The organism is Variovorax sp. E3 (assembly GCF_016082275.1).
In the GTDB taxonomy this organism is placed as follows: Bacteria; Pseudomonadota; Gammaproteobacteria; order Burkholderiales; family Burkholderiaceae_C; genus Variovorax.
On record NZ_MOWM01000143.1, the window covers coordinates 1 to 22108 of the forward strand.

The 22108-nt window shown below is 69.7% G+C and carries 18 protein-coding genes, 4 pseudogenes and 1 riboswitch; of the genes and pseudogenes, 7 read left to right on the plus strand and 15 right to left on the minus strand.

What is annotated here, in order from left to right; translation table 11 throughout:
* From BMG07_RS32330 to BMG07_RS32350, 5 genes are all read right to left on the minus strand, one after another.
* A partial coding sequence (locus tag BMG07_RS32330) for an iron chelate uptake ABC transporter family permease subunit (protein WP_198087934.1) occupies positions 1-731 on the minus strand: 731 nt, incomplete at its 3' end.
* Positions 701-1573 carry an ABC transporter substrate-binding protein gene (locus tag BMG07_RS32335; RefSeq protein WP_198087935.1) on the minus strand — a complete coding sequence of 291 codons (873 nt, stop codon included), beginning with the start codon at positions 1571-1573 and terminating at the stop codon, positions 701-703. The genes BMG07_RS32330 and BMG07_RS32335, both read right to left, overlap by 31 nt.
* The gene (locus BMG07_RS32340; protein WP_198087936.1) at positions 1570-2169 is read right to left on the minus strand and encodes a bifunctional adenosylcobinamide kinase/adenosylcobinamide-phosphate guanylyltransferase; all 600 of its coding nucleotides are present in this window, start codon (positions 2167-2169) and stop codon (positions 1570-1572) included. The genes BMG07_RS32335 and BMG07_RS32340 overlap by 4 nt, the downstream gene beginning before the upstream one ends.
* Positions 2153-3574: a cobyrinate a,c-diamide synthase gene (locus BMG07_RS32345; RefSeq protein ID WP_198087937.1), complete on the minus strand. Its 1422-nt coding sequence runs from the start codon at positions 3572-3574 to the stop codon at positions 2153-2155. The genes BMG07_RS32340 and BMG07_RS32345 overlap by 17 nt, the downstream gene beginning before the upstream one ends.
* The gene (locus tag BMG07_RS32350; protein WP_198087938.1) at positions 3559-5475 is read right to left on the minus strand and encodes a TonB-dependent receptor domain-containing protein; all 1917 of its coding nucleotides are present in this window, start codon (positions 5473-5475) and stop codon (positions 3559-3561) included. Before BMG07_RS32350 ends, BMG07_RS32345 begins: the two co-directional genes overlap by 16 nt.
* Positions 5476-5575: 100 nt before the next feature.
* Positions 5576-5832, minus strand: a riboswitch (cobalamin riboswitch).
* Between the two features lie 128 nt (positions 5833-5960).
* Between BMG07_RS32350 and BMG07_RS32355 the strand changes: the two genes are divergently transcribed.
* From BMG07_RS32355 to BMG07_RS32370, 4 genes and pseudogenes are all read left to right on the plus strand, one after another.
* Complete coding sequence (locus BMG07_RS32355) at positions 5961-7601, plus strand: ClcB-like voltage-gated chloride channel protein (RefSeq protein WP_269759608.1); 1641 nt, start codon at positions 5961-5963, stop codon at positions 7599-7601.
* Positions 7602-7731: 130 nt separating this feature from the next.
* Entirely contained in the window at positions 7732-7956 is a 225-nt protein-coding gene (locus tag BMG07_RS32360; RefSeq protein WP_198087939.1) for a DUF904 domain-containing protein, read from the plus strand.
* Positions 7953-8296 (plus strand): annotated as a pseudogene (locus BMG07_RS32365) (cell division protein ZapA). Before BMG07_RS32360 ends, BMG07_RS32365 begins: the two are co-directional and overlap by 4 nt.
* A 303-nt stretch (positions 8297-8599) precedes the next feature.
* Entirely contained in the window at positions 8600-9421 is an 822-nt protein-coding gene (locus BMG07_RS32370) for a sulfite exporter TauE/SafE family protein (protein WP_198087950.1), read from the plus strand.
* 23 nt (positions 9422-9444) lie between these two features.
* Here BMG07_RS32370 and BMG07_RS32375 read toward each other — a convergent pair whose 3' ends face one another.
* On the minus strand, positions 9445-10407 hold the full coding sequence (locus tag BMG07_RS32375) for a helix-turn-helix domain-containing protein (RefSeq protein WP_198087940.1): 963 nt from the start codon (positions 10405-10407) through the stop codon (positions 9445-9447).
* 188 nt (positions 10408-10595) lie between these two features.
* Here BMG07_RS32375 and BMG07_RS32380 point away from each other — a divergent pair, with 188 nt between their 5' ends.
* Both BMG07_RS32380 and BMG07_RS32385 read left to right on the plus strand, forming a co-directional pair.
* Positions 10596-11600, plus strand: coding sequence for a carbon-nitrogen hydrolase family protein (locus tag BMG07_RS32380; protein ID WP_198087941.1), 1005 nt, complete (start codon positions 10596-10598; stop codon positions 11598-11600).
* Between the two features lie 18 nt (positions 11601-11618).
* Positions 11619-12683, plus strand: coding sequence for a phenylacetaldoxime dehydratase family protein (locus tag BMG07_RS32385; protein WP_198087942.1), 1065 nt, complete (start codon positions 11619-11621; stop codon positions 12681-12683).
* A gap of 13 nt (positions 12684-12696) precedes the next feature.
* Here the strand turns inward: BMG07_RS32385 and BMG07_RS32390 are convergent, their stop codons facing one another.
* The 8 genes and pseudogenes from BMG07_RS32390 to BMG07_RS32425 form a co-directional block, all read right to left on the minus strand.
* Positions 12697-14235: a malonyl-CoA synthase gene (locus tag BMG07_RS32390; RefSeq protein ID WP_198087943.1), complete on the minus strand. Its 1539-nt coding sequence runs from the start codon at positions 14233-14235 to the stop codon at positions 12697-12699.
* A 22-nt stretch (positions 14236-14257) separates the two neighbouring features.
* Positions 14258-15052, minus strand: coding sequence for an enoyl-CoA hydratase/isomerase family protein (locus BMG07_RS32395; RefSeq protein ID WP_198087944.1), 795 nt, complete (start codon positions 15050-15052; stop codon positions 14258-14260).
* A complete protein-coding gene (locus tag BMG07_RS32400; RefSeq protein ID WP_198087945.1) occupies positions 15049-16035 on the minus strand; it encodes a tripartite tricarboxylate transporter substrate binding protein in 987 nt (328 codons plus the stop codon). Before BMG07_RS32400 ends, BMG07_RS32395 begins: the two co-directional genes overlap by 4 nt.
* Positions 16036-16143: 108 nt before the next feature.
* Entirely contained in the window at positions 16144-17610 is a 1467-nt protein-coding gene (locus tag BMG07_RS32405) for a malonyl-CoA decarboxylase (RefSeq protein ID WP_198087946.1), read from the minus strand.
* A 31-nt stretch (positions 17611-17641) separates the two neighbouring features.
* Positions 17642-18309: pseudogene (locus BMG07_RS32410) on the minus strand (GntR family transcriptional regulator).
* A 122-nt stretch (positions 18310-18431) separates the two neighbouring features.
* Entirely contained in the window at positions 18432-19262 is an 831-nt protein-coding gene (gene lgt, locus BMG07_RS32415) for a prolipoprotein diacylglyceryl transferase (protein ID WP_198087947.1), read from the minus strand.
* A gap of 57 nt (positions 19263-19319) precedes the next feature.
* On the minus strand, positions 19320-19589 hold the full coding sequence (locus BMG07_RS32420; RefSeq protein ID WP_198087948.1) for a hypothetical protein: 270 nt from the start codon (positions 19587-19589) through the stop codon (positions 19320-19322).
* A gap of 15 nt (positions 19590-19604) precedes the next feature.
* Positions 19605-20377: pseudogene (locus BMG07_RS32425) on the minus strand (SDR family oxidoreductase).
* 107 nt (positions 20378-20484) lie between these two features.
* On the opposite strand from BMG07_RS32425, the gene BMG07_RS32430 reads away from it, so the two are divergent.
* A complete protein-coding gene (locus BMG07_RS32430) occupies positions 20485-21447 on the plus strand; it encodes a LysR family transcriptional regulator (RefSeq protein WP_198087949.1) in 963 nt (320 codons plus the stop codon).
* Here the strand turns inward: BMG07_RS32430 and BMG07_RS32435 are convergent.
* Positions 21423-22108 (minus strand): annotated as a pseudogene (locus BMG07_RS32435) (LysR substrate-binding domain-containing protein); the annotation flags it as partial. The gene BMG07_RS32430 and the pseudogene BMG07_RS32435 sit on opposite strands and share 25 nt — an antisense overlap.

The following is a 22108-nucleotide window of genomic DNA, read 5'->3' on the forward strand; positions in this document are numbered from 1 at the left end:
CCCAGGCTGCGCGCCGTGGCCTCGCCGAGCGCCAGGCCGTCGAGCACCGGCGCCAGCGCCCAGCCGAGCAGCAGGCACACCGCGCCGACCATCGCCATGACCGCGCAGGCGCTCCAGCCGACCAGCCCGGTGCTGCCGAGCACGAACCCTTGAATGGCTTGCAGGATGTCGGCCGAGGCGATGGTGATGAGGTCTTTCGCGGCGCCGAGCACCACGCCGACGATCACGCCGGCGAGCAGCAGGCGCAGCGTCTGCTGCACGCCGCGCGCCAGCAGCAGCGTGAGAATCACCGCGAGCACCGCGCCCACGAACGCCGCGCCCGTGAGGCCGAGCCGCATCACCCACTGCGTGCTGGCGGCCGAGCCGCCGAACATCAGCAGCGCCACCGCCACGCCGAGCGAAGCGCCCGAGGCGCTGCCCAGCAGGTACGGGTCGGCCAGCGGGTTGCGGAACAGCCCCTGCGCCACGGCGCCCGCCAGCCCGAGCAACGCGCCGGCCAGCCACGCACCGAGCGTGCGCGGCAGCCGGATGTCCCACACGATCTGCAGCGCCACGGGGTCGTGCCGCGCCGACAGCAGGCTCTCGAAGCCGGTGCTGCCGATGCCCAGGCCCAGCAGCATCAGCGCGGCGCCCAGCACCAGCAGGCCGATGCCGAGCAGCACCACCCTGCGCAGATGGGCCGTGTGCCTGACCGCTGCGTTCACCGCTTGCCGCCCCTGTCGGTGAGGCATTGCGCCATCAGGCGCGCGGCCTCGTCCATGCGCGGGCCGGGACGCACCAGCACATCAGACTGCTCCGCAGTGAAGCGGCAGATGCGGCCTTCGCGCACCGCGCGGATGCCGGCCCAGCCGGGCCGTTGCTCCAGCCCCTGCGCGCTGCGCACGCTGACCATGATGAGGTCGGGGTTGGCACGCACCACGTACTCGGGGTTGAGCTTGGGGAACGGGCCGAGCGAGGCCGGCACGATGTTCTTCACGCCCAGCCGCGTGAGCGTTTCGCCGATGAACGACGACTCGCCCGCCGCATACGGCGCGCTGTTGACCTCGAAGTACACACGCAGGCCCCTGGCGCTCGCGGGCAGCGACTGCGCGGCGGCCGACACGCTGGCATCGATCACGCGCCAGACCCGGGGCGCCTCGTGCGTGCCCAGCACCTGGTCGAGCTTGTCGAGCACGCGCCGCACGTCGGCATGGTTCTTGGGTTCGAGCACCAGCACCTTCACGCCCAGCGCTTCGAGCCGCTGCGTGACGCGCGACGACTTGGCCAGCAGCACCGCGTCGGGCTTGAGCGCGACGATGGCCTCGACATTCGGGTCGAGCCCGCCGCCGACCTGCGGCAGCGCCTTCACCTGCGCGGGCGAATTGGAATAGCGGTCGACGCCCACCAGCCGGTCGCAGGCGCCGAGCGCGCAGACCGATTCGGTGAGCGACGGCAGCAGCGTGACGATGCGCTGCGGCGGCTGCGGCAGGCTCACGGTCACGCCCCGCTCGTCGACCACGTCGAAGGCATGCGCGGCCAGGGCGAACACGGCAAGGCCCAGCGCGGCCAGCGACGTGCGGATCGTCTTCTTCATGCGGCGGGTGCTTTCAGGCTCAGCGGCAGGCCGGCGGCCATCAAGGTGACGCGGTGGCAGGCGGCGGCCACGTCCTGGTTCAGGCGGCCCAGCGCATCGACAAAAGCGCGCGTCTCGCGGCCCAGCGGAATCACGCCCAGGCCGATCTCGTTGCCCACCAGCACCACGGGGCCGCGCGCTTCGCGCAGCGCGACCAGCAGCATGGCGATGTGCGTGGCCGGCGTGCGCGTCACGGGGCGGGCGTCTTCGCTGGGCATGGGCATCGTCAGGTTGGTGAGCCACAGCGTGAGGCAGTCGACCACTACCAGCGTCTCGGGCGTGCTCTGGGTGACGATGGCGCGCGCGAGTTCGATCGGCTCTTCGACGGTGCGCATGCCGGGCACGCGCTCGGCGCGATCGGCCTGGTGGCGCACGATGCGCTCGAGCATCTCGTCGTCCCAGGCCTGCGCGGTGGCGATCATCACGGCGCGGTGCGTGCGCGGCCCGGCGGCGAGCCAGTCGGCGGCGCGCTGTTCGGCGCGGCGCGACTTGCCGCTTTTCTGGCCGCCGAGAATGAACTCGTGTTCGGCGGCGGCCGGCTTACTCAGTGGTGGCATGGCTTTGCAACTCGATGGGCATGGCGCCGAAAAGGCGCGCGGTGGCTTCCGGGCTGGACGCGAACCACGCATGAAAGTAGCTGGCGCGCACTGGGCCGTGCACGTAGAGCGCCTCGCCGCCTTGCGCGCCCACGGCCTGGGTCACGCCGGGCCGGGCGGTGCGCGCCGCGGGCGCAAGCGGAGTCTCGCAGCGCGAGTAGTGAAAGGTGTGGCCGCGCAGCGTGTGGCTGCCGAGCTGCAGCTGCTGCGGGCCGAGGCCGGCCAGGCGCTTCTGCATCGTGACCTTGCCGGGCAGCAGGCCCCACATGCGGTGCGTGTGGCCGGCGTCGGCGCCTTCATGCGCGGCCAGTTCGTCGAACAGCGCCATCATGCCGCCGCACTCGGCCCACACGGGCTTGCCGGCGGCCACATGCGCGGCCAGCGCGGCGCGCATCGGCTCGCAGTGAGAGAGTGCTTCGGCATGCAGCTCGGGATAACCGCCGGGCAGCCACACGGCGTCGCAGTCGGGCAAGGCGTCGCCCGCCAGCGGCGAGAAGAAAGAGAGCCGCGCCCCCAGTGCATCGAGCACATCGAGGTTCGCGGGATAGATGAATGAAAAGGCCGCATCGCGCGCAATGGCGATGGTGCGGCCGGCCAGCAGCGGCGGCACGGGCGCATCCGGCTGCGCGGCGGCGTCGAAGCGCGCCTGCGGCAATTGCCCGATGCTCATTTGCCCCAGCGGCGTGGCGGCCAGCACGTCGGCCACGGCGTCCAGCCGCGCCATCGCGTCGCCGAGTTCGCTCGCGACGACCAGGCCCAGGTGCCGCTCGGGCAGCGTGAAACCCGCGTCGCGCGGCAAGGCGCCGAGCCATTGCGAGGGCTCGCGCAGCGCGTCTTTCAGCATGCCCGCATGGCGCTCGCTGCCCACGCGGTTGGCGAGCACGCCGGCCCACGGCAGGCCCGGCTGGAAATTCTGCAGGCCGTAGGCCAGTGCACCGAAGGTGCCGGCCATGGCGTGCGCGTCGATCACGGCCAGCACCGGCAGGCCGAAGCGCCGGGCCAGGTCGGCCGCGCTGGGCGTGCCGTCGAACAGGCCCATCACGCCCTCGACGATCAGCAGGTCGCAGTCGGCGGCCGCCGCGCGCAGGCGCTCGCGGCAGTCGGCCTCGCCCGTCATCCACAGGTCGAGCGAGTGCACCGGCGCGCCGGTGGCCAGCGCGAGCCAGAGCGGGTCGAGAAAGTCGGGCCCGCACTTGAAGGCGCGCACGCGCCGGCCCTGGCGCGTGTGCAACCGCGCGAGCGCGGCCGCGACCGTGGTCTTGCCCTGCCCCGAGGCCGGGGCAGCCACCAGCACCGCGGCGCACGAGGCGGCCGCGGCACCGGCGGTGTCGCTGGAGGGCGAGGTCTGGCTTATTGCGGCGTCCACTTGAGACCGACGTACGCGATGCGGCCGGCGTTGGCGTACAGGCGCGCGTACTGGTAGTCCTTGTTGCCCACATTGTCCACGCGCGCAATCAGGTTGAGGTCGCGCGTGATCTGCGTGCTGGCCGACAGGTTCAGCACGGTGTAGCCGCCGAGCTGCACGCTGTTGGCGGCGTCGTCGTAGCGCTTGCTCGAGGTCTGCACCTCGGCGCCCAGCGTCCAGCCGGCCACGCGCCAGTCGGCGCCGAAGGTGGCGTGGCGCTGCGCGCGGCGGGCCAGCAGGTTGTGCGTGGCCAGGTCGCGCGGGTCCTGGAAGTCGAGCGAGGCGCGCAGCGTGACGTCGCCGATGCGGTGGCCGCCCGACAGCGTGACGCCCTGGTAGCGGGCGCGCGCGGTGCTCGAATAGCAGCCGAACGACGAGGCGCAGCCCTTGGCCGAACCGTCGAAGCCGATCAGGTTGCGCACCTGGTTGTTGTAGACCACGATGCCGGCGCGCGTGGCGCCCTCGGTGTACTGCAGGCCCAGCTCGACGTTGCGGCTGGACTCGGGCTTGAGCGATGCCAGGCCGTATTCGCTGAAGCGTTGGTACAGCGTGGGCGCGCGGAAGGCGGTGCCGGCCGAGGCCGTGAAGCGCAGCGCCGGGGTGATGGCGTAGCCGTAGGCGGCGCTGCCGGTGGTCTTGCCGCCGAACTCGCTGTCCTTGTCGTGGCGCACATGCAGTTGCAGCGAGTGCGGGCCCTGCACGAAGCCGTAGCCCAGCGACAGCGCGTCTTGCGAACGGTCGCGCGACAGCAGCTTCGAGGTGGTGGTCGGCGCGTTGTTCAGCGCGTCCTCGCGGCGTTCCAGGGTGGCCGTCACCAGGTGCGGGCCGAAGCGGAACTCGTTCTGGAACAGGAAGCCGCGCAGGTTCGTTTCGGTGCGGTAGAAGCTCGGCTGCGTCTTGTAGACGGACTGCGAGTCGGTCACCTGCACGCGGGTGCTGTAGACGTCGTTCCACTTGGCCGACCAGGTCAGGCCGGCGGTGCGCAGCGTGTTGTTCGCGACGTCGTTGGCGAACAGGATCGGCAGCTTGGTCTTGTAGGAAACGGTGGCGTCGTAGCCGGCCTTGATGTCGCTGGTCAGCAGCGTGGCGTCGATGCGCTGGTCGGGCGTGATCTGGAAGCCCAGCTTCACGTTGCCCGAGGTGCTGTTGTAGCCGTCGCGGTCGGGGTTGGTGAAGCCGTCCTTGACCACGTTGCGCTTGGCCACGGGCTGCAGGTTGTAGCCCTTGCTTTCCTCGTGCGCGACGCCGAACGAATAGTCGAACAGGCCCGACTTGCCGCTCACGCCGCCTTCGATCTTGCGCAGGCCGTTGCTGCCCAGGCCGATGCCCGCGTAGGGCGCCACGCCGTTCTCGCCGCGCCTGGTGAACAGCTGGATCACGCCGCCGATGGCGTCCGAGCCGTACACCGCGGCAGCCGGGCCGCGCAGCACTTCGATGCGGTCGATCTGCGACAGCGGAATGCCTTCCCAGCCGGCGCCGCCGGTCGTTTGCGAGTCGATGCGCACGCCGTCCAGGTAGACCGCCGTGAAGCGCGTTTCGGCGCCGCGGATGAACAGGCTGGTGGTGTTGCCCACGCCGCCGGTGCGCGAGATCTCGATGCCGGGCAGGCGCGCGAGCACGTCGGCCACGCCGGTGGCGCCGCTGCGCTCGATGGTCTGGCGGTCGATGATGGACACGTCGCCCACCAGGTCGGACAGCGCCTGCGGCGTGCGGTTGGCCGTGACCACCGTTTCGCCGAGGGTGGGCGCTTCTTGCGCATGGGCCAGGCCGCCGAAGGCGGAAGCCAGCGCCAGAGGCAGGCAGGCGAAACGGAGACGGCGCGCGGGAGCGCGGCCACGGGAAACGGAAACGTGGGAAATCATGAAATGTGCCGAACGAACGTCAATGCCCCTTGCCGGCTTCCCCGCCGCGCCTGGGCGCAATGGCTGCCTCGCGCACGAGACCTGTGGGGTCGTTCGTGCATGCGGCAGCCGCCTTGTTGGCCGGTATCCGGGCTGGCAGAACGGCCCCCACCGCCTTCCCAGGCACCTGTTTCAGGGCGCCCAGTGGCTGTATGGATAGGGGTGACGCCTTGCGGCGTCGTCTGCTTGACCGTTGCGGGGGCAGCGCAGGCGGCTTCGGCCGGGTTCCGATGTGTGTTCGGGGGGCCTTGACTCCTGCTTCCCGTTGAACCGCGGCGCGTGAACCACGCCGCAGGCACCAACGGGCGGGATTTTAAGGCCTGCGGACACGTCGTTAAGTCGAAAGTTGCGTCCGCCGCTAACATCGACATGATGCGTCCGGCCTCGGTTTTCTTGAATCTTCGTTCCGCGTTGCAGCGGCTCTCGGTGTTTCGGGCTGGCAGTCGATGCTGCTGTGGTCGATTGCCGCCGGACTGCTCGGCACGCTGGCGACCGAACTGTTCCGCGCGGCGCTGCTGGGCTTCGAGCACCTGGTGCTGGGCCCCGGCGAAGGCCTGGTGGCCATGGCCAGGCACCTGCCGTGGTGGGCCCGCATCGCCTGCCCCACCCTCGGCGGACTGGTGGCCGGCCTGCTGCTGGTGCTGGCGAAACGCGTGGCGGTGCGCAGCGCCACCTCCGACTACATGGAAGCCATCGTGCTGGGCGACGGCCGCATTCCGGTCGCGCAGACGCTGGTGCGCAGCGCGTCGTCGCTCGTGAGCATCGGCACCGGCGGCTCGATCGGGCGCGAAGGCTCGATGGTGCAGCTCGCGGCGCTGGCCGCCTCGCAACTGGGCCGGGTGCTGCGCTTTCCGGCCGAGCGGCTGCGGCTGCTGGTGGCCTGCGGCGCGGCGGCGGGCCTGACGGCCGCCTACAACGCGCCCATCGCGGGCGCCTTCTTCGTCGCCGAAATCGTGCTGGGCTCGATCGCGATGGAAAGCGTGGGCCCGATCATCATTGCCTCGGTGGTGGCCAACGTCGCGATGCGCGCGCTGCCCGGCTACCAGCCGCCCTACCGCATGCCCGCGTTCCCCGAGATCCACGGCACCGAGGTCGTGCTGTTCTGCGTGCTCGGCGTGCTGCTCGGTTTTGCAGCCATCGGCTTCCTGCGCGCGCTGCACGGCAGCCGCGCGCTGTTCGCCAGGCTGCCGGTCGCGCTGCCGTGGCGGCTGGCGCTGGGCGGCCTGCTCATGGGCGCGATTTCGGTGCCCATGCCCGAGGTCTGGGGCAACGGCTACAGCGTGGTCAACGCGGTGCTGCACACGCCGTGGCCATGGACGCTGATCGCGATGGTGCTGGTGGCCAAGGCCGCCGCGACGATGGCCACCGCGGGCTCGGGCGCGGTGGGCGGCGTGTTCACGCCGGCGCTGTTCTTCGGCTGCATGATCGGCGCGCTGTTCGGGCTGGGCGTGCAGGCGCTGTGGCCGGCCGCCACCTCCGCGCCTTTCGCCTACGCCATCGTCGGCATGGGCGCGTTCCTGGCGGGCGCGACGCAGGCGCCGCTGATGGCGATATTGATGATCTTCGAGATGACGCTGAGCTACCAGGTCATGCTGCCGCTGATGGCCGCGAGCGTCATCGCGTACTTCGTCGCGCGCTCGGCCAATGCCGGCTCGATGTACGAGATCACGCTGCACCGCAACGCGCAGCGCGACACGCAACTGCGCCTGCGCGGCCTGCACATGCGCGACCTCGTGCAACCGGCCGAGACCGTGGTCGGCCCCGACGCCGACCGCGAGGCGATGAGCAAGCTCTTCCTGCAGCACCCGGTGAAATACCTCTACGTGGTCGACGACGCCAACCGCTATCTGGGCGTGGTGCCGCTCGCGGCGCTGGGCTCCGCGCCGACGCAAACGAGCGCCAGCGCCCTGCTGTCGCAAGCCATCCTGCCGATCACCGCCGACACCGGCCTCGGCCAGGCGCTGCAGCGTTTTCTCGAACACCGGGGCGAGCGCCTGCCGGTGATCGAGAGCGCGGCCAACCCCGTGCTGCTGGGCGTGGCCGCCAAGAGCGCGCTGCTCGCCACCTACGTGCGGCTGAGCGAGTAGCGCCGCGCGCGGCGGGCCGCATCGACAAAGTGTTGCGCCTCGTGGTCGCCGGCCCGCAGAATCCACGCCACGACGCACCCTCGCCCCATGTCGGCAAGGGCTCCTCCCAGGGAAACTACAATCGCCAACCATGCCCGCATCCAGCCCTATCGACCAGATCGCCGAGCGTGTCGAACGCCTGCTCGTGCGTCACGAAGAGGTGCAACGCACCAATGCGTTGCTGCAGGAACAGGTCGAGGCGCTCACGCGCGAACGCGACGGCCTGAAGTCGCGGCTCGCCGCGGCCCGCACGCGCCTCGACGCGCTGCTCGAACGGCTGCCGGCTGAACCACCTCCCGAAGACCCCTCCGCATGAAGCAGATTGAAGTACAGATCATGGGCCAGAGCTATTTGCTCGGCTGTCCCGATGGCGGCGAGGCGCAACTGCGCGAAGCGTCGAACGCGTGGACGCGGCCATGTGCAAGATCCGCGATGCCGGAAAAGTCAAGGCCCGCGACCGCATCGCGGTGCTGGCCTCGCTGAACCTGGCCTTCGACCTGGCCGCGCAGCAGGCCGCTGCCGCCGCCGCGCCCGCGGCAGTACCGCCCGCCGAGGCGGCCACGGCCGCATCGGACAGCGCCGAGGCCGACCCGAAAGCCACGCAGCTCATTCAAAGACTCGATCAGGCCCTGGCCGGCGATGGACATTTGCTCTGAATGATTTCGTCGGACACGGGCAGGGAGGCGTAAAATCCGAACTGTCTGCAGACGTGTCGGGCTTAATATTTCCTTGTTCCAATGCTCTCCGGAGCCGGGCTTGGTACATCGCTAGACGGGCGTGATCATCTCGCGTCAGATGAACCCGAAGTCTTGCTGCCCTCGCCCACCTGAACCCTGGTTCAGGATGCGGGTCCGGCACATCATCTGCAGACACCTTTTCCCGCCGCGGCCCCCTGCACCAGTTGCACGGGGCCGCTGCTTTTTGCAGCAGCCCTTTTCTTGCCCGACGCCACCGTGAACATCGCCGCCCTGCTCGACCCCCTGCTCATCGCCGAACTCGCCGTGCTCGGCCTGGGCACCGGCTTTCTCGCGGGGCTGCTGGGCATCGGCGGCGGCATGCTGATGGTGCCGTTCATCACGATCATCATGGGCCAGCGCGGCGTGCCCGCCGACCTGGCGGTGAAGATGGCCATCGCGACCTCGATGGCGACGATCATCTTCACCTCGGTGTCGAGCGTGCGCGCGCACCACAAGCGCGGCGCGGTGCGCTGGGACATCGTGCAGCGGCTGGCGCCCGGCATCGTCATCGGCAGCCTCGCGGGCAGCCTGGGCGTGTTCGCGCTGCTCAAGGGCACGGCGCTCGCCATCTTCTTCGCGCTGTTCGTGGGCTTCTCGGCCACGCAGATGTTCCTGGACAAGAAGCCCGCGCCGACGCGGCAGATGCCGGGCACGGGCGGGCAGCTCGCGGCGGGCGGCGTCATCGGCTTCATCTCGGGCCTTGTGGGCGCGGGCGGCGGCTTCATCAGCGTGCCGTTCATGACGTGGTGCAACGTGGCCATCCACAACGCCGTGGCCACGAGCGCGGCGCTGGGCTTTCCGATCGCCGTGGCCAACGTGCTGGGCTACGTGATCAGCGGCCACAGCGTCGAAGGCCTGCCGGCCGGCTCGTTCGGCTATATCTGGCTGCCCGCCCTGGTGGTGATAGCCGCCTGCAGCGTGTTCACCGCGCCGCTGGGTGCGAAGGCCGCGCACAGCCTGCCGGTGAAAAAGCTCAAGCGCGTGTTCGCGAGCATCCTGTACCTGCTGGCGGCCTACATGCTCTGGAAGGGCCTGCACGGCTGAGCCGAAGCCCTCTGGGTCGACGGCTACTGCACCCGCTGCTGCCGCCACTCGCGCGGCGAGCAGCCGAAGCGCTCGCGGAACGCGCGGCTGAAATGCGCCGCATCGTTGAAGCCCCGCCCGTAGGCGATCTCCCCCACGGGGCGGCCCGCCAGGCGCGGCTCCAGCAGGTCGCGGCTGCACGCCTCCAGCCGGCGCTCCCAGATGTACTGCGACGGCGTGAGCGGCTCGCTCTTGAACACGCGGTGGATGTGGCTCACCGACACGCCCAGCTGCGCCGCCAGCGTGCCCACCGACAGCGACGGGTCGGCCAGCTGCTCGTCGATGCGCCGCTTCACGCGCGCCAGGTGGTACGCCGTGAGATTGCTCAGCGCCGGCGCGCGCGCCGCCGGCAAGGTCTGCAGCCCCGCCACCAGGATGTTCTGCACGCCGTTGGCCACCGCCAGCGCCGACGCGGGCTGCAGCGTGTCGATGTCCTCGCGCAGCGTGCGGATCATGCCCAGCAGCAGATGCCCCGCGCCTTCGCGGCCTGACACCGTGGTGGCCGTCAGCGCCTCGGTGTCGCGCAACTCGCTGCGCAGGCGCTCGCCGGGCAGCTTGAGCACGATCTGCTCGAAAGGCTGGTCGAACAGCAGCTGGTAGGGCCGCGTGCTGTCGTACAGCGCGAAGTCGCCGGCCGACAGCACCGCGTCGCGCCCGTCCTGGCGCACCACGCCATGGCCGCGCGCCTGGATGCTCACGAGAAAGCAGTCATCGCCCGACTTCGAAATGTGGCCCGGCGTGCGCATGACCTTCTGCGGGCCCGAGGTGACGACCGACACGTCGAGGCTGGGCAGCGTGTGCTGGCGGATGCTGCCTTCGAAATCGCCCGCGTCGCCCTCGTGCACCGGGTCGCACCCCAGCTGCACGTAGACGTTGCAGATCATGTCGGTCCAGTAGGCGAGCCGCTGGTTGCGCGAGACGGCATCGGTGCTGAGCAGCTGGGTCATCGGAATTCCTCGAAAGGCCCGGCGAAGGGCTCGGGCAGGGCATGCAACGCTGGAACAAGAACGACGCCAATCCGGGTCAAGGCGTTCCGGCGGCGCGAATTTACGCTTCAAGCAACCCGCATGCCACCGCGCAAACCCGGTGCGCACGGCCTGCGGTTCGTTACTTTCATTGCACCTGGAGACCCACCATGCCGACCACCGTCCACCCCAAGCTGCGCGTTGCCGCCGTGCAGGCCGCGCCCGTGTTCCTCGACCTCGACGCCACCATCGACAAGACCATCGACCTGATGGCGCAGGCCGCGAAACAGGGCGTGCGCCTCATCGCCTTTCCCGAGACCTGGATCCCCGGCTACCCGTGGTGGATCTGGCTCGACTCGCCGGCCTGGGGCATGCAGTTCGTGCAGCGCTACCACGACAACTCGCTGGTCATCGGCTCGGCCGAGTTCGAGCGCCTGAACGCCGCGGCGCGCAAGCACCACATCTGGCTGTCGTTCGGCTTCAGCGAGAAGGCGGCGGGCAGCCTCTACATTGCGCAGGCGCTGATCGACGACCAGGGCAACACCGTGCAGACACGCCGCAAGCTCAAGCCCACGCACGTGGAGCGCACCGTGTTCGGCGAAGGCGACGGCGCCGACCTGCACGTGGTACAGACGCCCATCGGCAACATCGGCTCGCTGTGCTGCTGGGAGCACCTGCAGCCGCTCAGCAAGTACGCGATGTATGCGCAGAACGAGCAGATCCACTGCGCCGCTTGGCCCAGCTTCTCGCTCTACCGGGGCGCGGCCTACGCGCTGGGCCAGGAGGTCAACAACGCCGCGAGCCAGGTGTACGCGGTGGAAGGCGGCTGCTTCGTGATCGCGCCCTGCGCCACCGTGTCGAAGGCCATGAGCGAGCTGATGTGCACCGACGCCGGCAAGCAGCAGATGCTGGGCGTGGGCGGCGGGCATGCGCGCATCTACGCGCCTGACGGCTCGCCGCTGGGCACGCCGCTGCCGGAGCACGAAGAAGGCCTGGTCATTGCCGACATCGACCTCGGCATGATCTCGCTGGCCAAGGCCGCCGCCGACCCGAGCGGCCACTATTCGCGGCCCGACGTCACGCAGCTGCTGCTGAACAAGACGCGCCGCGAGCCGATGGTGGTGCAGCTCACGCCCGAGCCCGAAAGCAGCGCGCCCGAGCCGGTCGTGGCCTGAGCACGCGGGAGCCACGCCATGGAATCCGCCATCGCCGAGCACCTGCAGTGCCCCCGCACGCGCCACCGCCGCGTGGAGGACGACTACACCCCGCCCTACCCCGTGTGGTCGGCCCGCGCGCCCGTCTCGACCACGCAGGTGGTCATGGGCTACTTCGGCGTGCAGTCGCGCGGGGCCGACATGCAGGGCCGCGCCTGCGCCGCGCTGATGAAGATCGCGCGCGACTTCGCATTGCCCGACGGGCCGGGCCACCACGACCTCACGCACCACGTCGATGCCGACGGCCACGACAACATGGTCGCCATCGCCTACTGGAGCGACCCCGCCGCGTTCGCGCGCTGGCGCGACACGCCCGCCATCGACGCATGGTGGCGTGCCGACGAACGGCTCAGCGAAGGCCTGGGCTACTTCCGCGAGATCGCGTCGCCGCGCGTCGAGCACTTCGAGACCATGTTCAACACGCCCGATCGCTTCGAGGGCGTCGGCGTGGTGATGGGCGAGGTCAGCGGCGAGCTGCGCGAGCACGGCTACTGGGGCTCCATGCGCGACCGCATCCCGCTCTCGCAGACCGACGCCATGGCGCCTTCGGGAACGCGCGCGGTGATCGCGGGCGCGCCGGCACCGGGGCAGCGCGTGCGCATCGCAGGCCACGAGAACATCGCAATGATCCGCTCGGGCCAGGAGTGGACCGACACCACCGGCCAGGAGCGCACGCTCTACCTGCAGGACATGGAGCCGGTGCTGCGCGAAGGCATGAACTTCCTGCGCGACCAGGGCCTGGACATCGGCTGCTACAGCAACCGCTACATGCACCACCTCGACGCGCACGGCGCGCCGCTGCAGAAGTCCTTCGGCCTGAGCTACTGGCGCTCGCTGGCCGACATGGAGCGCTGGGCCGAGTCGCACCCGACGCACGTCGCGATCTTCGGCAGCTTCATGCGCTACGTGCAGGCGCTGAACTTCCAGCTGCAGCTGCGCGTGTACCACGAGGTGTCGGTGCTGAAGGCCGACGAGCAGAGCTACGAGTACATCAACTGCCACGCATGCAGCGGGCTGATGAACGGGCTCGCGCCCGCTTCTTGAATCGCCGGCGGCTTCAGGCCGCGAACAGTGCCTTGTGCTCGGCGCGCAGCAGCGCCTTCTGCACCTTGCCCATGGTGTTGCGCGGCAGCTCCGCCACCACGAAGCAGCGCTTGGGGATCTTGAAGTTCGCGAGCTTCGACTTCAGGTCGGCCACGATGGCGTCGGCGTCGAGCGCGGCGCCCGACTTGGGAATGACGATGGCCACGCCCACCTCGCCGAAGTCGGGGTGCGGCACGCCGACCACGGCGCTCTCGGCCACGCCCTGCATCTCGTTGATGTAGCCCTCGATCTCGGCCGGGTACACGTTGTAGCCGCCGCTGATGATCAGGTCCTTGCTGCGCCCGACGATGGTGATGTAGCCCAGGCCGTCGATCTTGCCCACGTCGCCGGTCTTGAAGAAGCCGTCGGCGGTGAACTCCTCCTTGGTCTTCTCGGGCATGCGCCAGTAGCCCGCGAACACGTTGGGGCCGCTGACCTCGATGTTGCCGATCTCGTCGGTGGTGCAGTCACGGCCGCTGTCGTCGCGCACGCGCAGCTGCACGCCCGGCAGCGCAAAGCCGACGGTGCCGCCACGGCGCTCGCCCTGCGCGGGCCGGTAGGGGTTGGACGTGAGCATGGCGGTCTCGCTCATGCCGTAGCGCTCGAGAATCGTGTGGCCGGTGCGCTCGCGCCACTCGTCGAAAGTCTCGATCAGCAGCGGCGCCGAGCCCGCAATGAACAGGCGCATGTTGCGCACCGCCTTGCGCGTGAGGCCCGGCTCGGCCAGCAGCCGCACATACAGCGTGGGCACGCCCATGAACACCGTGGCCTCGGGCAGCTTCTGCACGATGCGCTTCGGGTCGAACTTCGAGAACCACAGCATCTTGCTGCCGTTGAGCAACGCGCCGTGCAGCGCCACGAACAGGCCATGCACGTGGAAGATGGGCAGCGCGTGGATCAGCACGTCGCCTTCGGTCCAGCCCCAGTAGTCCTTCAGCACCTCGGCGTTCGACAGCAGGTTGCCGTGCGTGAGCATCGCGCCCTTGCTGCGGCCCGTGGTGCCGCTGGTGTACAGGATGGCGGCCATGTCGCCGGCCTTGCGCTGTGCGGGCGCGTGCTGGTCGCTGCACTGCGCGGCCACTTCGAGCAGCGTGCCGGTGCGGTCGTCGTCCAGCGTGAAGACGTGCCTGGTGCCTGCCGCGGTGGCAATGGGCGCGACCCACGACGCATTGCGGCTGGTGCACACCACCACGGCCGGCTCGGCGTTGCCGATGAAGTATTCGATCTCGGCGCTCTGGTAGGCGGTGTTCAGCGGCAGGAACACATAGCCGGCACGCAGGGTGGCCAGGTACAGCAGCATCGCCTCGACCGATTTTTCGACCTGTACCGCGATGCGCGCGCCCTTCTCGAGCTTCAGCGCGTCGAGCAGGTTGGCGATCATGGCGCTGGCGCGCTCGACGTCGCGCCACGAATAGAACAGGCCGTTGTCGGTTTCGACGGCAATGGCGTCGAGGTCGGCGGGAAAGGCCGCGCGCAGGGCGGCGAACAGGTTGGCGTTGGCGGTCTTCTTCATCTATTTGTCCGTGAGCGGGTGCTCAGAAATTCGGTTTGCGCTTGGCAAGAAAGGCGTCGATGCCTTCGCGGTGCTCGGCGGAATCGGCGTAGTCGTAGGCGGTGGCCAGCAGGCTGTGCGCGGAAGGCGCACCGGCCCGCAATGCGGCGAAGGTCGCCTTGTGCAGGCGCGCGGTTTGCGGCGCGAGCGCGGCGATGCGCGTGGCGTGGTCCTGCGCGGCGGCGGCCACTTCGTTGTCGGGCAGCACGCTCAGCAGAAAGCCCGCGTCGTACAGGCGCTGGGCGCCGTGCACGCCGGCGGCCAGCAGCATGTCGCGCGCGAGCACGTCGCCGATGGCGCCATGCACCAGCGCGGCCTCGCGCGGCGCCATCGGAAAGCCCAGCTTGGCAATGGGCGCGCCGAACCTGGCGGACGCACCGGCCAGCCGGATGTCGCAGCAGCTGGCAATCTCGATGCCCGCGCCCATGCAGGCGCCTTCGATCTGCGCAACCAGCGGCAGCGGGCAATCGAGCATGGCCTGCAGCGCGGCCCAGACTTCGTTCTCGTGGAACTCGCGCAGGCTCGGCTCTTCGAAGCGGAACGACGGGTACTCGGAAATGTCGCCGCCCGCGCAGAAGGCCCCGCCCTCCCCGCGCACGACGACGCAGCGCAGGCCGGCGTCGCCCGAGGCGCCGCGCACGTCGTCGAACACGGCACGCAGCGTGCGCCACATGGCGCGCGTCATCGCATTGAGCCGCCCCGCGTTCGACAGCGTGACGAACGCGATCGCGCCTTCCCGGCGCAACGAGACTTGGCTGCCGCGCGCGTCGATGCTCATTCGATCTTCGCGCCCGAGGCCTTCACCACCGCGGCCCAGCGCTTGATTTCGGAGCTCACGAAGCTGCCGTAGGCGGCGCCGGTGAGCGTCGGGATTTCGGAGCCGTTCTGCGCCCAGATGTTCTTGATGTCGTCCGACGCGAGCACCTTCTTCATCTCGTCGATGATGTGCGGCTGCACGTCGGCCGGCGTGCGCTTGGGCGCCCACAGGCCGTACCAGGTGGTGACGGTGTAGTCGGGCAGGCCGACCTCGGCCGCGCACGGCACGTCGGGGAACGCGGGGTTGCGCTTGGTGCCGGCCACCATCAGCGCCTTGATGCGGCCGCTCTTGATGTACTGCGCGGAGGAACCCAGGCCGTCGAACATCAGGTCGACGTTGCCCGCGATCAGGTCGGCCAGCGCCGGGCCCGCGCCACGGTAGGGAATGTGGGTGATGAAGGTGCCGGTCTGCAGCTTGAACAGCTCGCCCGCCAGGTGGTGCGAAGTGCCCGCGCCGGCCGAGCCGTAGTTGAGCTGGCCGGGGCTGCGCTTGGCCAGCGCGATCAGTTCCTTGATGCTCGTGGCCTGCACGCGCTTGGGGTTGACCACCACCACCTGCGGCACGTTGGCCAGCAGCATCAGCGGGACGAAATCTTTCTCGATGTCGTAGTCCAGCTTCGGGTAGACCGACGGTGCAATGGCGTGGTGCACCGCCCCCATGAACAGCGAGTAGCCGTCGGCCGAGGCCTTCGACGCGACGCTCGCGCCCAGCGTGCCGCCCGCGCCGCCGCGGTTGTCGATGATGAGCGACTGGTTCGTCAGCCGCGAGAACTGGCCCGACAGCGGCCGCGCGAACGCGTCGGTGCCGCCGCCTGCCGGGAACGGCACGACCATCGTCACCGGCTTGGTCGGCCAGCTCTGCTGCGCACGCGCGGCGCCGCACAGAACGGCCGCACCGGCGGCGGCCACGCGCAGGACGTCGCGGCGTTGAAAGTTGGGGTTCATTTGTCTCAGCTCCTGTCGTTGTGGATTTTGCCGCCCGATGCGGCCGCCGGCGTGTCTGCCACCGGCTCTTGCACTGGCACTGGCACTCTTGTCTGCACTTTCCGGACTTCAGCCTTTTTTGAAGAACAGGCTTTCGATGTCTCCCGACACTGCCACCTTGCCGTCCGCCAGCCAGGTGCGATGTTTGTCCAATCGCTTGAGGTCGTACAGGTAATTGACCATGAGCCCGTACGACTGCTTCTGTCCCTTGGGCGACGGGTCGCCCGCCCAGTTCAGGCGCTCGACGCGCGCGCCGTTGCCCAGGTGGAAGCGCGCGACGGGGTCGGCCGGCGTGCCGTCGACCAGCGCGCGGCCCAGGTACTCGGCGGCCGCCTGCATGAGCCATTGGCGCAGCGGCGACTTGGCCTCGAAGGTGGTGGCGGCGTCCACGGCGGCCAGCAGGCGTTCGGCGGTCGGCGGCAGCGAGCCGACGAGGCGGCCGAGTTCGGCCTCGCGCTTTTCATCCAGGCGCGGCAGCAGCTCGGCCGCGTTCCTGGCGAGCCAGGTGCGAAAGCCCGGAATCGGCGACAGCGTGGCGAAGGTCTTCAGGCGCGGCAGTTCGTCCTGCAGGGTCTCGACCACGCGCTTGATGAGCGAATCGCCGAAGCTCACGCCGCGCAGGCCGTTCTGCGTGTTGCTGATCGAATAGAAGATGGCGGTGGTGGCCTTGGCCGGCAGCACCGGCACGGCGGCCTCGTCGAGCAGCGGCGTGATGCCGTCGCTGATGCGGTCGACCAGCGCCACTTCGACAAAGATCAGCGGCTCGTTGGGCAGGCGCGGATGAAAGAAGCCGTAGCAGCGGCGGTCGCTGTCGTCGAGCCGGTTCTTCACGTCGGACCAGCTCTTGATGTCGTGCACCGCCTCGTAGCGGATGAGCTTCTCGATCAGCGAGGCCGGCGAGTCCCAGTCGATGCGGCGCAGCTCGAGAAAGGCCACGTCGAACCAGGTCGAGAACAGATGCTCCAGCTCGGCGTCGAGCGCGAGCAGGCGCTTGTCGGCCTTCAGGCACGGCAGCAGGTCGGAGCGCAGGTCGACCAGGAAGCGCATGCCCTCGGGCTCGACCGCGAAGCGCTGCAGCAGCCGCATGCGCGGCGACACCAGCGCGCGGCGCAGGCGCAACTCGGCCTGGCCTTCGTCGGGCGTGCCGACGGCGGCCTGGTGCTGGTCGCGCGCGGTCTTGAGCTTTTGCGCGTCGGCCGCGAAATGCTCGCTCATCAGCGCCCAGTAGTCGCGGCGTTCCTCGGGCGTGGCGGCAGCGTAGGCCACGGCGATGGCGTGGGCGCGGCGCCCGCCCTCGACCTCGCTCACGCGCGGATCGATCACGGCCTGCAGGTCGGCCAGCACACGGCGCAGCGCGCGCGGCGACAGCGCTTCGTCGGCCTTGCGCAGGGTGACCTGCAGGCGCTCGGCGGTGGCGCGCGCGCTGGGCTTGGGCGCGTTCTTCGACGCGCCCTTGGCCGTGCTTTCGGGCGCCACCGGCACCTTCGACTTTTCACCGGAGCGCAGCCGGGCCTGGAACCATTCGGTCGCACTCATCGCAAGACTCCAATGCTTGGGGGGACGGCGCTCACGGCATCACCCTGGATTTCTGGTGGCGCATCACTTCGCGCAGCGCCTCGCGCTGGCGCAGCATGTGCGTGCGCATGGCGGCGTCGGCGCTTCGCTGTCGCGCGCCTTCAGGGCCGCGAACACCGCCAGGTGCTCCGACAGGCTCTGGTCGAGCCGGCCCGGCGCGTGCAGCTGCTGCAGGCGCGCGAGCTTCAGGATCTTGCGCAGGTCGCCGATCACCTGGGCCAGCCACTTGTTGTCGGCCAGCGTGATGATCGCCTCGTGAATGATGTGGTTGGTGGCGTAGTAGTCGTTGATGCGGCGCGCCTTGGCGTGGCGCACCAGCCGCTCGTGCAGCGCGTCGAGCTCGTGCAGCTCGGCATCGCTGGCGTTGCGCGCGGCCTCGTAGGCGCAGCGCCCTTCGAGCAGTGCAATGACGGGAAAGATCTCGTCGAGGTCGCGCTCGGTCACCTCGCGCACGAAGCAGCCGCGCCGTGGTTCGTGCCGCAGCAGGCCTTCGGCGGTGAGCACCTTGAGCGCCTCGCGCAGCGGCGTGCGCGAGATGGACAGCCGCTCGCACAGCGCCGCCTCGTCCACGAAGCTGCCGGGCGCCAGCGTGCCGTCAAAGATCTGCTCGCGCAGCGTGGCGGCGACTTCGTCGTGCAGGGAGTTGGGGACCAGGCGCATGAAAAGGAGCGATGGAGACCGCGTAATTTCCTGTAATTACGCATAATTCTGAGCCCGCGCGCCATGCGGCGCAAGGCCGCGCACCCCATGCGCGGCTGGGACTTACCCTGCGAACTTCCGGTTCAAGCGCGTGCGGTGGTGGCCGTCTTGGCCGAACGGCCGAACCAGAACCACAGCGCGATGCCGGCAATGACCATCGGCACGCTGAGCCACTGGCCCTGGCTCAGGCTGAGCGCGCGCAGGCCGAGAAAATCGTCGGGCTCGCGGAAGTACTCGGCAATGAAACGCAGCGCGCCATAGCCGATGAGGAACACAGCGGCCACCTGCCCCTGCTTGCGCTCCTTGCGCGCGTAGAGCCACATGATCGCGAACAGCAGCAGCCCTTCGAGCAGGAACTGGTAGACCTGCGAGGGGTGGCGCGGCAGCATCGAGCCGCTTTGCGGAAACACCATGCCCCAGGGCAGGTCGGGGCTGCTGAAGCGGCCCCACAGTTCGCCGTTGATGAAGTTGCCCACGCGGCCGGCGGCGAGACCCGTCGGCACGCAGGGCGCGACGAAGTCCATCACCTGCCAGAACGGCCGCGCGCGCGAGTGCGAGAACCACACCATGGCGCCGATCACGCCCAGCAGGCCGCCGTGGAAGCTCATGCCGCCCTGCCACACGTAGAGGATTTCGAGCGGGTGCGTCAGGTAGAACTCGGGCTTGTAGAACAGGCAGTAGCCGAGCCGCCCGCCCACGATGACGCCCATGACGCCGAGAAAAAGAATGTCCTCGATGTCCTTGCGCTGCCATGCGCCCGCGCCCACCAGCGAGCGGTACGGCTCGTGCCGCAGCCGGCGCGTGCCGAGAAAATAGAACAGCGCAAAGGCCGCCAGGTAGGTCAGGCCGTACCAATGAATGGCCACCGGCCCCAGTTGCAGGGCGATGGGATTGATCTGCGGATACATGAGCATCCGCAGATTGTGCCCCGGCCGAATGTCGGGGCCGGGACGGGGATATTCAGCCCGCGGCTACCGCCCGAGCTTCCACCAGAGCAGCCCCGCGACCACCGCCGGCACCGCGAAGACCAGCAGGAAGATCGGCAGTTCTTCGGCCACCGAATACCCCGCCTTGAGCACCCCCACGGCCATGTTGATGCCCGCGCCGACGAACCACGCCGGTATGAACCACTTGGCCGCCGCGGCCAGCGCAAGCGCCGAGCCGTCGCCCATGAAGCGCCCTGCCAGCAGGAACACCACCAGCAGCACGAAGCCGCCGCCCATCACCATGACCGTGTGCATGTTCGTGCCGCCGCGTCAGCGCGTGGTGTAGCCGCCGTTGGCGAAGATGGTCTGGCCCGTGATCCACCAGCCTTCGGTGACCAGGAAGCGCACGATGGGCGCGATGTCCTCGATGTCGGTCAGCCCCTTCTTCGAGAACTTGCTGAGCGCCGCCGCGCTGCTGTGGTACGCCACGGCGTCCGCGCTTTCCTGGCCGTAGAAGAACGGCGTGTCCATGGGCCCGGGGCCGATGGCGTTGACCGAGATGCCGCGCTCGCCGAACTCCTTCGAGGCGGCGCGCGTGTAGTGCTCCACGGCCGCCTTCGAGGCCGGGTAGATCGCATAGAACGGCGTGTAGGCCGCCAGCAGCGAACTCACCAGGGTGACGATGCTGCCGCCGTCGGCCAGGGTGCGCCCGGCCTGCTGGATGAAGAAGAAGGCGGCCTTGGCATTGGCGTCGAAGCTCTTGTCGTAGTCGGCCTCGGTGATCTCCAGGATGGGTTTCTTGATGACCACGCCGGCGGTGTTGATGGCAATGTCGACGTGGCCGAACTTCTTCACGGTCTTGTCGAACAGCTTGACGTTGTTCTCGGCCACCGACAGGTCGGCCTGCACCAGCAGCGTGCCGGCGCCCTTGGCCTGCAGCGCGGCGGCGGTCTGCTCGGCGTCGACGCGCGAGGCGTCGCTGTTGTAGTGAATGGCGACCCCCTTGCGCCCCCGTCGACCAGCAGGTGGGCGATGAGGGCGCCGAGGTTCTTGCCTCCGCCGGCGATGACGGCGACCTTGTTCTCTAGCGTGCGTGCGGACATGGAATGCGCTCCTTGGTGGATGTGTGACAGGAGCCGTCAGTCTATTGATCGTTCACATGCCGATAAATGAGACATACAAGGCTAGACTGTTCAAAAATTCACGAACAATGGACCGCATCGACCTCCTCCAGGTTTTCGTGCGCGTGGCCGAGACCGGCAGCTTCACGCGCGCCGCCGACCGGCTGGGCCTGCCGCGCGCCACCGTCTCCACCGCCGTGCAGCAGCTGGAAACACGGCTGGGCTCGCGCCTGCTGCACCGGACCACGCGCCGCGTCGGCCTCACGCCCGACGGCGAGGTGATGCTGGAGCGGGCCCGCGCGCTGGTGGCCGACATGGAAGACATGGAGCAGCAGTTCCTGCCGGCGCACGGCCAGGTGAGCGGGCGGCTGAAGGTCGACGTGCCCAGCCGCATCGCGCGGCGGCTGATCGCACCGGCGCTGCCGGGTTTCTTCGAGCGGCATCCGGGCATCGAGCTGGAGCTGGGGTCGAGCGACCGCGCGGTCGACCTGGTGCTGGAGGGCGTCGACTGCGCGCTGCGCGTGGGCCCGCTGGCCAGCAGCAGCCTGGTGGCGCGGCCGCTCGGGCATTTCACGCTCATCAACTGCGCGAGCCCGGCCTACCTGGCGCGCCGCGGCACGCCGCGCAGCCCCGCCGACCTGCCGCGCCACACGGCCGTCAACTACGCGTCGCCGACCAGCGGACGCGCGGCGCCGTGGGAGTGGCGCCACGACGGCGAGACCACGGCCCTGCGCATGCGCAGCCAGGTGGCGGCCAACAATGCCGAGACCTACATCGCCTGCGCGCTGGCCGGGCTCGGCCTGATCCAGATCCCGGCGTACGACGTGCGCGAGCACTTGGCGGCCGGCGAGCTGGTCGAGGTGTTGCCCGACGCGCGCGCCGAACCGCTGCCGGTGCAACTGGTGTACCCGCACCGGCGCAACCTGCCCCGCCGCATGCAGGCCTTCGCGGGCTGGCTCGAAGCGCTGCTGGCCGACTCGCTCGACCCGCCCGCCAGGCCCGGCCCTGCCCGCCCGCGCAAGGCGCGTCAGGGCGGTGCCAGGTCGGCCTGATCTTTCAGGCCCCCGCCGCGTTCGCGCACGAATGCGACGAAGCGCTCGAGCGCCGGGTTGGCGGCTTCTTCGGGCCACACCAGGCTGGTCTCGCAAGCCGGCAGCACCGGGGCGCTGCGGCGCCGCGCGGCCGGCGCGAACGCTTCCGCGCGGCGGTACACGACGCCCGCGCGCCGGAACTGCGTGACGCTCTCGGGCACCCACGCCACGCCGATGCCGCCCGAAACGAGGTTGACGATGGTCTGCATCTGGATCGCCTCCTGCCCCAGCCGCGGCGTGCGCCCCGCTGCGTGGTACAGGTCGAAGATGGCGTCGTGCAGCGACGGCACGATGCGGCGCGGAAAAATCACCAGCGGCTCGGCCAGCACGTCGGCCAGTTGCAGCTTCGGCGCACGGGCCAGCGCGTGCTGCGACGGCAGCGCCAGCACCAGCGGTTCCTCGGACACGGCAAGGCGCGCGAGCCCCGGCGGCGCGGCGCCGGGCGAGTGCAGCATCAGCCCGGCGTCGATCTCGCCGCGCGCGAAGGCTTCGAGCTGCACGTCGCCGGTGGCCTCGACCAGCTCCAGCGCGACCTCGGGGCACAGCACGCGAAATTCGCGCACCCAGGCCGGCAACTGCTCGAAGCGACCGTCGACACGAAGGCGATGCGCACGCGCCCCAC

What these genes read in the sequence shown, in the direction of transcription:
- BMG07_RS32400 (WP_198087945.1), bottom strand. Translation starts at nt 16,035, where the DNA reads ATGAACCCCAACTTTCAACGCCGCGACGTCCTGCGCGTGGCCGCCGCC.
- BMG07_RS32430 (WP_198087949.1), top strand. Translation starts at nt 20,485, where the DNA reads ATGGACCGCATCGACCTCCTCCAGGTTTTCGTGCGCGTGGCCGAGACC.
- BMG07_RS32355 (WP_269759608.1), top strand. Translation starts at nt 5,961, where the DNA reads ATGCTGCTGTGGTCGATTGCCGCCGGACTGCTCGGCACGCTGGCGACC.
- BMG07_RS32385 (WP_198087942.1), top strand. Translation starts at nt 11,619, where the DNA reads ATGGAATCCGCCATCGCCGAGCACCTGCAGTGCCCCCGCACGCGCCAC.
- BMG07_RS32380 (WP_198087941.1), top strand. Translation starts at nt 10,596, where the DNA reads ATGCCGACCACCGTCCACCCCAAGCTGCGCGTTGCCGCCGTGCAGGCC.
- BMG07_RS32340 (WP_198087936.1), bottom strand. Translation starts at nt 2,169, where the DNA reads ATGCCACCACTGAGTAAGCCGGCCGCCGCCGAACACGAGTTCATTCTC.
- BMG07_RS32420 (WP_198087948.1), bottom strand. Translation starts at nt 19,589, where the DNA reads ATGCACACGGTCATGGTGATGGGCGGCGGCTTCGTGCTGCTGGTGGTG.
- BMG07_RS32395 (WP_198087944.1), bottom strand. Translation starts at nt 15,052, where the DNA reads ATGAGCATCGACGCGCGCGGCAGCCAAGTCTCGTTGCGCCGGGAAGGC.
- lgt (WP_198087947.1), bottom strand. Translation starts at nt 19,262, where the DNA reads ATGCTCATGTATCCGCAGATCAATCCCATCGCCCTGCAACTGGGGCCG.
- BMG07_RS32375 (WP_198087940.1), bottom strand. Translation starts at nt 10,407, where the DNA reads ATGACCCAGCTGCTCAGCACCGATGCCGTCTCGCGCAACCAGCGGCTC.
- BMG07_RS32405 (WP_198087946.1), bottom strand. Translation starts at nt 17,610, where the DNA reads ATGAGTGCGACCGAATGGTTCCAGGCCCGGCTGCGCTCCGGTGAAAAG.
- BMG07_RS32350 (WP_198087938.1), bottom strand. Translation starts at nt 5,475, where the DNA reads ATGATTTCCCACGTTTCCGTTTCCCGTGGCCGCGCTCCCGCGCGCCGT.
- BMG07_RS32335 (WP_198087935.1), bottom strand. Translation starts at nt 1,573, where the DNA reads ATGAAGAAGACGATCCGCACGTCGCTGGCCGCGCTGGGCCTTGCCGTG.
- BMG07_RS32390 (WP_198087943.1), bottom strand. Translation starts at nt 14,235, where the DNA reads ATGAAGAAGACCGCCAACGCCAACCTGTTCGCCGCCCTGCGCGCGGCC.
- BMG07_RS32360 (WP_198087939.1), top strand. Translation starts at nt 7,732, where the DNA reads ATGCCCGCATCCAGCCCTATCGACCAGATCGCCGAGCGTGTCGAACGC.